The 11,748-nt window shown below is 69.7% G+C and carries 5 protein-coding genes; 2 read left to right on the plus strand and 3 right to left on the minus strand.

Translation table 11 applies throughout. The features are described 5' to 3' along the window. Window positions 1-3,631: 3,631 nt before the first annotated feature. The 3 genes from VZL07_RS14305 to mnmG form a co-directional block, all read right to left on the minus strand. Window positions 3,632-5,188: a hypothetical protein gene (locus VZL07_RS14305; protein WP_426756079.1), complete on the minus strand. Its 1,557-nt coding sequence runs from the start codon at window positions 5,186-5,188 to the stop codon at window positions 3,632-3,634. Window positions 5,189-6,194: 1,006 nt separating this feature from the next. After that, entirely contained in the window at window positions 6,195-6,848 is a 654-nt protein-coding gene (gene rsmG, locus VZL07_RS14310; protein ID WP_426756080.1) for a 16S rRNA (guanine(527)-N(7))-methyltransferase RsmG, read from the minus strand. Between the two features lie 98 nt (window positions 6,849-6,946). Next, window positions 6,947-8,794, minus strand: a complete 1,848-nt coding sequence (mnmG, locus tag VZL07_RS14315) for a tRNA uridine-5-carboxymethylaminomethyl(34) synthesis enzyme MnmG (protein WP_426756081.1) — start codon at window positions 8,792-8,794, stop codon at window positions 6,947-6,949. A 738-nt stretch (window positions 8,795-9,532) separates the two neighbouring features. On the opposite strand from mnmG, the gene VZL07_RS14320 reads away from it, so the two are divergent. Next, window positions 9,533-10,789, plus strand: coding sequence for a multidrug effflux MFS transporter (locus VZL07_RS14320; RefSeq protein WP_426756082.1), 1,257 nt, complete (start codon window positions 9,533-9,535; stop codon window positions 10,787-10,789). A gap of 87 nt (window positions 10,790-10,876) precedes the next feature. Then, window positions 10,877-11,656, plus strand: coding sequence for an alpha/beta fold hydrolase (locus VZL07_RS14325; RefSeq protein WP_426756083.1), 780 nt, complete (start codon window positions 10,877-10,879; stop codon window positions 11,654-11,656). Window positions 11,657-11,748 lie beyond the last annotated feature (92 nt).

Raw genomic sequence — 11,748 nt, forward strand, 5'->3', positions numbered from 1 at the left:
GACTCCTCGGGCGACGTCTCTTCCTTCCAGGTGAATCGCTGGCCCCGCGAAGTACGCAGGCACGCGGCGTCGCCAGCCACCGCGATGTGACACCTCGGGCGACGTCTCTTCCTTCCATGTGAATCACTGCCCCCGCGAAGCGCGCATGCGTCGCGGCGTCGCCAGCCACCGCGAAGAGCCCCCAAGCGCACTGCTTCGTTCCACGTGGAACAGGCATCCGCGAGCTCGCGGGCACGCCACGACGGCCATCCTTGGTGGGGAGGAGTCCGCGTTCCACGTGGGACTGGCGCTGCGCCGCGAACACGCACTGGCGTGGGCACCGTGCTCACGTTCCACGTGGAACGCGCGATGAGGCGCGGGCATGAACAAGGACCCACTCAACCACCGCGACGACATGCCCACCTGACGCATGGACCGGCGCGAAGCGACGCACGCGCGAGCGCTCAATCACCATGCGCCCCGTGCTCACGCTCCCCGCATGTTCCACGTGGAACCGAGCACCCGCATGGGCACGCTGGATGCGAGCAAGGCAGCAGGTCGCTCACCGTTCCCGCGTTCCACGTGGAACACGCCAGGCGCCGCGCGCGCGAGGAAGCCGGGCTCCGCGAGCATCGATGGCGCCTCCCTGTTCCACGTGGAACAAGAAGCACAGGACCAGCGCCGCGCATGAGCACCATGCACTCCCGCACCGGCGACTGCGCCTCCCTGTTCCACGTGGAACGCAGAACAAGCGTCATGCATGAGCACCATGCGTTCCGGCGACCGCGCCTCCCTGTTCCACGTGGAACGCGAATCGAGCGCCACGCATGACCACCGAGCGTTCACGCACCGGCGACCGCGTCGCCATGCTCCACATGGAACGGGCAGCGAACGCCCGGGCATGGGGAAGCGACTGCGCTCACCGCGGTCAGCCGCGCATGAGCTTCATGTTCCACGTGGAACGTCCAACGGGTGCGGCTCGGGGACCTTCGATGTGCTTCTTCATCCCGACGTCCGCCCGCCCACCGCCGCATGACTTCTCGCTGTTCCACGTGGAACGACCGAACAACCGCGCGGCGCGCCCCCCCGCAGCACCACCTGCGCGCCTCCCGCTTCGCTTGAACGGCGGCGCCCATCGCTGATGTGACAGCCGCCTCCGTTCGCCAGGACGCGCGTTCGGGGCTCCACCCCGCTCGGCATCAAGCCGGTGAGCTCGCCGCGCAGGGCACTCACGCCCGCTCATCACGACCGCGCGTTCACACCTTCCTGCGCCACCGGGAACGTCTGAGGGACTCGCTCGACGGCACGCCATGCCGGTTCGAACCAACCCCGTGCTCAGGCCTCCGCCATGTTCCACGTGGAACGGTGAAGTGCCTCGCGCGTGGGCACGTCTCGTCGGCTCACCAGCCCGATGCGTTCGCTTCCTGCTGCTTCAGCACGAAAGGTGTCGCGCCGGCATGAGCACGCTGCGGCCGTTCGTCGCGGCCGTCCAAGCGTCTTCCTGTTCCACGTGGAACCGCGGAGCGCATCGCGCGGGGCGTATCCGCCCAGCATGACCATGCGCTCACAGCTTCGTGCCCCGCCGAGAAAGGTGGAGGGCCAGACATGAACACGCTGCGGCCGCTCATCACGGTCGCCCAAGCCTCCGCCAGTTCCACGTGGAACCGTGGAGCGAATTGGCTGGGCGCGTCCGCCCATCACGAGCGCGGGTCCGTACCTTCATGCTCCGCCGAGAAGGGTGGAGGGCCGGGCAGGCGCATGATGAAGCCCTCCGCGCTTCTTCCTGTTCCACGTGGAACCGTGGAGCGCATCACGCCGGACGGGTCCAGCCGAACACGGCCACGGGCTCGCACCTTCATGCTGCACACAGCGGAAGCCGAAGCACCGGCATGAGCACGCCGCTGCCGCTCATCGCGAACGCCTGCGCTCCTTCCCATGCCACGTGGAGCCGTGATGCCCATCGCGCACGTCGCCCCGTGCATCACGCCACGCGCTCACCTCGCCCTGCCCCACCGTGAGCGGCGACAGGACGGGCATTGGCGCGCCGCAGCCGTTCATCGCAGCCGACTGCACTGCTCCCTGTTTCACGTGGAACGGCAGGCGCACCGCATCCGTCACCGCGACCACGCGCTCGCTCTTCCTGCTCCAACGGGCCCTTCGGTGGCGCCACGCACAAGCAAGCCAGGCTGCGTAACGCAATCGGCTCCGCACCTCGTGTTCCGGTTCCACGCCGAACAACCACCCCGCCCAGCACGCGGCCCGATGACGTCCGGGCGCCAGCGTGAAGCTCCACGCGGAACGAGCGCCAGGCAGAGGACGGAGTCAGCCGCCGCCGTTCGCCATGACGACCCGCGCGCCCCCTCTTCCCGGTCCCCTGTGCAACCCGCATCGGGTGAGCACGCGAACATCGGATGCCCAGCACCCGCGAAGCATGCGCCCGTCCACGTGGACCTCGAGGTGCGCGCGGAGCGTCCGCGCCAGCACCATCCAATCTTCGTGATGGCGTGGACCCGAGGTGTCCGCTCCAAGTCCAACGCGGACGAACCTCGAGCAACGCCACCCGCCGGTCCTGCTCTTCGGCGCATGTGTCGCGCATCCCACTCCACGTGGAACGCGACCGGGTTCAGTCGCGGGGACGCACGCCATCCATCACATGCCGTGCTGACGCGCGATTCGCCTCGGGCATCGAATCGAGCCCAGGGCGCATCCCGTTAGCGCACGGGTCTGGCTCCGCGCGCATCCATCGCGAAGCCCCGCGCAACGCCCGCCCCCATCAACGCGTGGCTCGTCCGGAACTGGCTCGCGCCCACTCAGGAGGACTCGACTGCGTTCACGTCTCGACCCGCGGAGCGCTTCCATGTCGACGCCGGCGCGGCCCCGTTCCGCATGAAGCACGAACCGGAGGAGCGCCCCTGCAAGGACGGGTGCGCTCCTCACTCATCCCTCCCGGATGAATCGCCGCCGCACGAAGAACGCGAACGGCCCACGCACGATGGGCTCGCAACCGCGGGTGGATGAAACGGCGGCGAGGATGCACTTCGCCGCCAACGACACCGAGCCTGAACCGGCGCAGCCCAAGGGACCTTGTCGTGAGGCTCCTTCGTTCAGCGCGCAGGCTGTCCTCAGCATCCAGGACACACGGCTGCAGCACTTCGGATGGCAATGTGGCCGCAGCCAACAGCACAGGCGCGACGCCTGGAGTCACCCCGCTCGTCACACGGAAGTCGGCCTGGTGCTGCCCCGGTTGTCCGGTCATCGCCTTCGCTCAAGCTCCCGGGTGGAGAGACGGAGCGACGCGAATTCGCGCTCGGAACACGGGCGCGCGCGGACGGATGTACCATCGCGCGAGACAGCAGCTCAGCCAGGCCGAGGAGCCTGCTTCCGGGCACCCCTGAGCGAGGAGTCCTTACCCTGCAACCAGGAGAGCCGCTTCATGGCACGGCTGTCGTCCGGCCCCGTGCATCCAACAACACGAGCGTCGTCATGCCTGCTCGATGAGGAGCAAGGCGACCGTGCCAGCGTTCCGTCTACGACCCACGCGGCGACAGCATCGCTCGGCGGAACGGGACGCGGTCGCGCTGGAGCACCATCCAACCGCTCGTCACCTTGGACGGAGTGAGCCCGCAGCACAGGTGGGTGGGATGGCCGCTGCCTACTGCGCCCGTAGCTCGCGGCGGCGGAAGACGGAGATTTCCGTCGGAGCGTCCTTCACCCAATCGTAGTCCGGCGACTGGCGAAGCAGCTCCAAGAGCTGCCTGTCGCCAATCTTCCAGCCGCCTGCCTGCGCGAACGAGCACTCCTGCCGCACATAGCAGTGGTTCACATTGACGAAGATGAGCTTGGGACGCCGGGCCAGGACATATTCCGGGTCCATCTTCACGTCGATTCCGCGCTGAGGCGACGGCAGGTGCGCGATGTGCGTGTCGTTGAGCCCGAGCATGTCGAGGGTGGGACGCCCCGTCGCGTAAGGCACGCGCCCCGCCCAGGGGACAGCGATGACATCCGTCGGCAGCGTGTGTTCGAGGATCCACGCTGGCAGGACGCCATGCGGTTCGTCGGTGAGCTGAGCCAGCTTGGTCCGGAGCAGTCCCTGTTGGGATTCGTCCCCGGTCGGGAGCGTTCCCTTGAGCAGCTGCAGCCCATCCTCCGCCCAGGCCATGGCGATCAACGTGACGACACCGACTGCACACGCGCGCGGCGAGAGCTTCGTCCAATGGCGGCTCGCGCCTGCCACCAACATCACCGTCGCCATCCAGAGCAACGGGAGGACAGGAAGCACCAGTCGCACCGAGGGAAAGGCCGAGCGGTCATCGCCTCCCACCCACATGATGTAGAGCAGATAGACGAGGCACGCCCCGCCAAGACGGAGCGCCAGCTGCTGGGTCCGCCTGATGGAGGGGTCCTCCTCTCGCGTCGGCGTTGCCACCCAGGCGAGTGCGCCCAGGGCGAAGGGCACGGCGAGGTACGGTGCCCACGCGAGCGCGAGATAGTAGATGCCCAGTGGCAGGTTCAGGAGGCGGTTGCCGGAGTGCTTCGCGTAGTACGTGTTCGGGAAGAGCCACCCGTAATGCTGAAGGCGCCACAAGAAGTACGTGAGCCAGATTGCGAGGAAGGGCGCAACGAAGAGCAAGAGCCCTCGACGTGAGAGCCCTCCTTCTTGCGGGCTCCGTCGAAGAGAGAGCCCCGATGCGGCGATGAGGCCAAAGAGCAATACCCCTTCAGGCCGGGTGATGGCAGCGAGGCCGAAGAGCGCAGAGGAGGCCATCAGCCATCGGGGCCGCGGGTTGCCAGCGAACTCACGCAGCGCGAGCCCCGTGCCCGCGAACGCGAGGGCCGTGAAGAACACGGTCTCCATTCCTGTCTGCGTGTAGTAGGCGAGGGGCGTGCACAACGCGACGAGGGTCGCGAGGGCAGCCCGCCACGGCCGCTCCAGGACAGGGTGAGCGCCACCAAGCGTCAGCAGGATGATGGCGCAGGCAGCCCCGCTGGCGAGCAGCTTCGAAGCCACGAGCGGGGACCCACCGAGCGCGATGGCGATGGCATTGAGGATGACCCACAAGAAGGACGTGTAGCCTTCCACCGGCGGCTCACCGACATTCCAGGCCAATCCATGCCCGCTCGCGAGATGCTTGGCATAGCGGTAGGTAATGAAGGAGTCGTCCAGGCCGCCGCCCGTGAGAAGCAGGCAGGCGAAAAGGAAGAGCGCCATCAGCGCCACTCCCAGGAGCACCGTACTGCCCCAGGAGGGGCGGTGCTCCGAGGAGGAACCGGGCACACGTCGAGAGTCGAGCCGCACGCAGTTGAATCCAGTCTGGATATGAGAAGAGCGCTGGGCGCCTGCTCTACCAAGTGTACCACGCCAGATCACGGCCAGGCGCTTCGGGCCGGAGCCCCTCACCCGGGCACTTGATGGCAAGCGGACGTCCCCAATCGCTTCCTCGAAGGCGCTTGGAGTGCAGGCGAGCGCTTCTAGAAATTCCCTCTCGTGCTCCACCTGCTCGGCGGCGCCCGCAGACGGTGGAGCTATCGCCGCTCGAGGCCCGCGTCACGCAGTGGGGGTGGCATGGCACGCCCGAGCTGCCACCATGAGGCGTAGGTAGACACAGCGCCGATTCCGACGTCGACCGTCAACCCGTCCCGGATGGCGGACGCCAACCCTGTGAGTCGGCAATCGGCGGTGAGGCTTCTGGTGGATGCCCTGGCGCCAGCATCTCCCTGGGGGCGGTGAGTACCGTCGGGGCGAGGGCCAGCGAGACCGTGAAGCCCGCGGTCGACGAAGCCTGGGCCAAGGTGGCTCAGGTTTGGGTGAAGCACGTCGACGGCGCCAGCTGACTCGCGGTCGGACTGACGCGTACGTTGTGGACCATCGTCACGCCGGTGGCCAGTGCCACCAAGATTCTGGTGAACGGCAGGGCGGAGACTCGCTCGTGCCGCTGTTCAGCCAGAAGCTCGGCATCGTCTTGAGCGACCGGGCGACCACGCTGAACCACTGAGCCAAGGAAGAGCGGCAGGTGCGCGGCACCCCTCGAGGAAGGCTGTCTCCCGCACGGAGCGCGATGGACTGGCCGGAGCGCTGAGGCGCGAGCTGCACGACGATTTCGGCATCACCCTCGCCTACGCATTGGCGAACATCGTCGCCTGCGCTCGGCGCCGGAGAGCGGCAGCCGGCAGGCCCGGAAGGACTCACGGGCCGCGGCGCGCCGCGCTCCCCTCCCCTACTCCTTCGCGAACACCGCCACCTGGCGCTCGGCACCGGAGAACGGCAGCCGGTACGCTCGCGCGGACATGACGCGCAGTTGCCGCTCCGCAGCGCGCGCCGCCAGCTCCGCGTCCGTCTGCGCCTTGCCGAGCATCGCCACCACGCGGCCACCGGGTTCCACATACGCGGGCGCGAGCGCGAGCCAGTCCGGCAGGTCCATGAAGGCGCGCGCGATCAGCACCTCCGCGCGCGGAATCCCTTCCGTCTCCGGCTTGCCCTCCGCGCGCGCGTGCAGCCCGCGCACCCCCTGAAGCCCGAGGCTCGCCGCCGCGGCCTTGATGAACGCGACCTTCTTGCCCACCGTGTCCACCAGCGTGACGCCCAGCGCGGGCAGCGCCAGCTTCAACGGCAGCCCCGGGAAGCCCGCGCCCGCGCCCAAGTCCAGCAGCGTCGCCGCGCCTGTCACCTCCGGCAGCACCGCGAGCGAATCCAGGAAGTGCTTCTCCAGCACCTCCTCCGGCGCCGTAATCGCCGTGAGGTTCACCTTCGCGTTCCACTTGAGCAGCTCGGCCATCAACCGCTGGAGCCGGGGCCCCACGTCCTCCGCCACCGTCACGCCCAGTGCCCGGCAACCCGCCGCGAACTGATCCTCGAACCGCGCGTTATCCACAAGCCCTCCACGTCAAACCTGTCCGCAAACCACTGGAATCATTCAGGAGACGGCAATCCCCAGAGTTTCCCACACGTTGTCCACAGCCCCTTATTTGATCAGTTCTCGGACTGCGAGCAGACTTCCCGCGCCCCCGCGCCGCGCTTGAGCGCCACCAGAAGCAGCGACACGGCGGCGGGCGTCAGCCCCGGAATGCGGCGCGCCTGCCCCACCGTCCCGGGACGGTGCGCGGTGAGCTTCTCCACCGCCTCCGCGCTCAGCCCTCGCACCTCGTTGAAGCGGTAGCCCTCCGGAATCCGCCACCGGTCCGTGGACTCGGCCTCGCGCGCCGCCGCCCGAGCGGCCTGGGCGATGTAGCCCTCGTACTTCACCTCGACCTCCACCTCCTCGGCGACGTCGGGGGAAAGCCGCGGCCATGCCTCGCGGCCCTCGCCGAGCTGCGCGTACGTCATCTCCGGACGACGCAGCTTCACCGCCAGCCCGGTGCGCTTCAGCCGCGCCACCTCCTCCGTCACCGCGCGGCCGCGCGCCTCGGCCCGCTCCAGCGCCTCGCGAGGCAGCAGCCCCACCCGGTGCCCGTGCCGCGCCAGCCGCAGGTCCGCGTTGCCCTCGCGCAGCTTGAGCCGGTGCTCGGAGCGGCTGGTGAACATGCGGAACGGCTCGTCCACGCCCTTCGTCACCAGGTCGTCCACCAGCACCGCGCCGTGCGCCTCGTCGCGGCCGAGCAGGAGCGGCGGCTCGCCCTTCACCTGGAGCGCCGCGTTGATGCCGGCCCACAGGCCCTGGAAGGCGGCCTCCTCGTAGCCCGAGGTGCCGTTGAGCTGCCCCGCGAAGTACAGGCCGGCAATCGCCTTCGTCTCCAGCGTGGCCTTGAGCTGCGTGGGCGGCGCGTAGTCGTACTCCACCGCGTAGCCGAAGCGGACCACCTCCACCTGCTCCAGGCCCGGGATGGTGCGCAGGAAGGTGAGCTGCACGTCCGCCGGGAGGCTGGTGGACAGGCCCGCCGGGTACACCAGCGGCGAGGTGGGCCCCTCGGGCTCCAGGAACACCTGGTGCTTCTCGCGCGAGGCGAAGCGCACCACCTTGTCCTCCAGCGACGGGCAGTAGCGCGGCCCCCGGCCGACGATGTCCCCCTGGAACAATGGCGAGCGGTGCAGGTTCTCGCGCAGCACCGCGTGCGTGCGCGGCGTCGTCTCCGTGAGCGCGCACGTCACCGCGGGCTGACGCGGGAACGGCATGCCGCCCTCCCCTTCCACCCGCGTGCGCCAGGAGAAGGGCCGCACCCGCGTGTCCCCCGGCTGCGGCTCCAGCGCGTCCCAGTCGATGCTCGCCCGCGCCAGCCGCGCCGGCGTGCCCGTCTTGAAGCGGCCCAGCGTGAAGCCCAGCGCGCGCAGCGAATCGGACAGGCCGCGCGCCGCCTCGTCACCCAGGCGGCCGCCCACCTCCTTCTGCTCGCCCACGTGCATCAGCGCCTGGAGGAAGGTGCCCGTGGTGAGCAGCACCGCGGAGGCCGCCACCTGCGTGCCGTCCTTCAGCACCACGCCCTCCACCCGGCCTCCACCGGCCACCAGCGCGGCGACCTCGCCCTCGCGCACCGTGAGGTTCGGCTGGGAGAAGAGCACCTCCTGCATGCCCACCGCGTAGGCGTCGCGGTCACAGAGCAAGCGCGAGGCCTGCACCGCCGGCCCCTTGGAGGCATTCAGCGTCTTGAAGTGCGTGCCCGCCTTGTCGGCCGCGCGCCCCATCTCTCCGCCGAGCGCATCCAGCTCGCGCACCAGGTGGCCCTTGGCCGTGCCACCCACCGCGGGATTGCAGCTCATCACCGCCGAGCGCTCGCGCTTCAGCGTCAGGCCCAACGTGGCCAATCCCATCCGCGCGCAGGCGAGCGCCGCCTCGCAGCCCGCATGGCCCAGCCCCACCACGATGACGTCGTACCGGAGTCCCATGTCTCACGAAGGTCGCGGGCGGCGCGGGGAGGCTGACCTGCCCGCGCCGCCGATTCGCGCCTTCGTATGACTTCCGCCCGGGCCCTTGGCAAGCAAAGGCCCCCGAGGGCAGGCACCCGACACAGCGGGCGCCCTCCCCCTTCGAGAATTTACGGAGCGCGCGAGGCAGGCAGTGGGAGGGGTTAGGCGCTGTCTGCCTCGCGCGCACCGGCCACCCTCCAGGAGCTCGGCCAGGCAATCGAGCCTGACCTCGCCCTCCGGCCTGGGCGGCAAGAAACAGTCATGTCGTGGGACGAGAAGAGCGGTGCCGCCCGCCCCCCCGGGTTGGCGGCACCTCTCCCGCTCAGCGGACCCGAAGGCCCGCCCCACGCTGGCGCGGCCCCAGCCCCCATGGCCGGACACCGCGCTTTTCCCCCGCGCGCGACGTGCTTCCGCCGCGCGCGGGGGAATGGGATGTCGCGTCCACGAGCGGGTGGAACTGCTCCCGTGCGGTGAGGGCACAGCGGGAACATCGAGCTCGGGCCACCAGGGCCCGACACCCTCGTGTGCGCGACGGGAAAAGGAATAACCCGGGGGTCTGACATGCCGGAAAGCGTGGACGGAGCCGGCGTGCTGGCGCCGCCTACAGTCCTGGCGTTCCCTTCCAGCACTCGTGCTTCTGGCGTCGCCACACATCCTGCTGTGCGGCGGCGTGGCGCCGGTTATTCGCCCGGGCTCGGCCCTCGGCCCAGGGAGTCCATGACCACGCCTTCGAACACCCCCACCACGCGGGGCACGCTCGGCCTCGAGCTGCTGCTGGGAACACTGACCGCGTTCGCACCGCTCTCCATCGACATGTACCTGCCGGCGCTGCCGCGCATCGCGGAGGACCTCCAGTCCACCGCGCCGGCCATCCAGCTCACGCTCGCGTCGTGCTTCGCCGGGCTGGCGCTGGGCCAGCTCCTCACCGGCCCGCTCATCGACCGCTTCGGCCGCACGCGCCCTCTCTATGCGGGGCTGGTGCTGTACGTGCTGGGCTCGCTCGGCTGCGCGCTGGCGCCCACCGCGACCGCGCTGGTGGGCATGCGCTTCGCGCAGGCGCTCGGTGGCTCGGTCGCCCTGGTGGTGCCCCGAGCGGTGGTGCGGGACTTGTGGTCGGGCGCGAACGCGGCGCGGACCATGTCGAGGCTGATGCTGGTGATGGGCGTGGCGCCCATCCTCGCGCCGCTGCTGGGCGGCTTCGTGCTCCAGCATGCGGGGTGGCGGGCCATCTTCCTGGCGCTGGCGGCGGTGGGCGCGGTGGCGCTGGCCTTCGTGCTGAAGACGCTGCCAGAGACGGCGCCGCCGCACTCGGGCTCGCAGTCGGTGCTGTCGCGCATGGGCGTGCTGCTGAAGGACCCGGACTTCGTGGGCCCGGCGCTGGCGGGTGGCTTCGCGCAGGCCGGCATGTTCGCGTACATCGCGGGCTCGCCCTTCGTCTTCATCTCGCTGTACGGCGTCCCGGAGGAGAACTTCGGTTGGTTCTTCGGCGTCAATGCCATGGGCTTGATTGCCGTGGCGCAGCTCAACCGCAAGCTGGTGACGCACCTGCCGCTGCACCGGCTGCTGCGTCTGGCCTTGAGCCTGTGTGTGATTGCGGCCGTGGGCGTGCTGGCCGTGGCGTGGACGGGCTTCATGGGGCTGTGGGGCATCGCCGCCGCGCTGTTCCTCTTCGTGTCCGCCATGGGCCTGGTGGGCCCCAACGCGACGGCCATCGCGCTGGAGCGGCACGCCGCGCGCGCGGGCATCGCCTCCGCGGTGCTGGGCGCGCTCCAGTTCACCGCGGCGGCCGGCGCGTCGTGGGCCGTGAGCACGTTCAGCAACGGCACCGCGATGCCCATGGCCGGCGTCATGGCCGCGATGGCCGTGCTCGCGTGGCTCGCCGCCTTCTTCGGGCTCCGGGTGCGCACGCGCCAGCAGGAGGCAGGGGAGGTGAGCGGTGTGCAGCCTGAGCAGGGCGCGGCGCGCACGGGGTGAGTCCGTTCCCAGAATCCGACACCGGCGTCGCGAGGGGAGGGCGCGCCAGGCACACGCGCCGGGAATCGTGCCAAGGTTCCCGGTGACATGACTTCCACCTCACAGACTGTCCAGGGCCCCGCGGGCCGGCTCGCTGTCACGGAGACGGGGAGCGGCGGCCTTCCCGTCGTCTTCGTCAACAGCAACGCGGGCCGGCGCGCGCAGTGGGCCGCGCAGCAGGCGCACCTGAAGCAGCGCTCCGTGTCCTTCGACCTGCGTGGAATGGGGGACTCGGAGCTCGACGCGAAGGGACGCTACGGCTCCACGGACATGGCCGAGGACGTCCACGCCGTGGCCACGGCCCTGGGCCTGGAGCGCTTCGTCCTGGTGGGCCACAGCTTCGGCGGTGACGTCGCTGCGGAGTACGCCCGCCGCTGGCCCGAACGGCTCGCAGGGCTCGTCATCGTGGACGCCGGAGGGACCATGCCGCCGCTTCCTCCCGAGCAACTCCAGGCCTTCCACGAAGGCACCCGGCCCGAGTCCTACCGCGCGTACATGGACGCGTGGTTCACGCCCATCCTCCAGAACGCGAAGCCCCGCACGCGCGAAGCCGTGATGCGCTGGCTGCACGAGACGCCGCGCGAGGTGGTGGTCGGCGCGCTCATGAGCATGCTCGCGTTCAACTCGGACCGCGTGTTCGAGCGCTACAAGGGCCCATTCCACACGCTCGTCGTGGACGCCTTCATCCAGCCCAATGCCTACCATCTGCTCTACCCGGGAACGCCGCACACGGTGTTCTCGGGTGTCAGCCATTGGCTGATGATGGACGCGCCGGAGCGCTTCAACGCCGCGCTCGACGCGTTCCTCGCCACGCTGCCGCCGCGGTAGCCTTCCACGGAAGGCTCCAGAAACGAGAAGCCCCACGGCGCCGTGAGCGCACCGTGGGGCTTTCGTTCATCAAGACGCCGTGGACGAACTAC

Origin of the sequence: Pseudomyxococcus flavus (genome assembly GCF_050038885.1) — a bacterium.
Taxonomy (GTDB): Bacteria; Myxococcota; Myxococcia; order Myxococcales; family Myxococcaceae; genus Myxococcus; species Myxococcus flavus.

Coding starts and splice junctions, on each gene's coding strand:
- VZL07_RS14325 (WP_426756083.1), top strand. CDS start 10,877: ATGACTTCCACCTCACAGACTGTCCAGGGCCCCGCGGGCCGGCTCGCT.
- VZL07_RS14320 (WP_426756082.1), top strand. CDS start 9,533: ATGACCACGCCTTCGAACACCCCCACCACGCGGGGCACGCTCGGCCTC.
- mnmG (WP_426756081.1), bottom strand. CDS start 8,794: ATGGGACTCCGGTACGACGTCATCGTGGTGGGGCTGGGCCATGCGGGC.
- VZL07_RS14305 (WP_426756079.1), bottom strand. CDS start 5,188: ATGGCGCTCTTCCTTTTCGCCTGCCTGCTTCTCACGGGCGGCGGCCTG.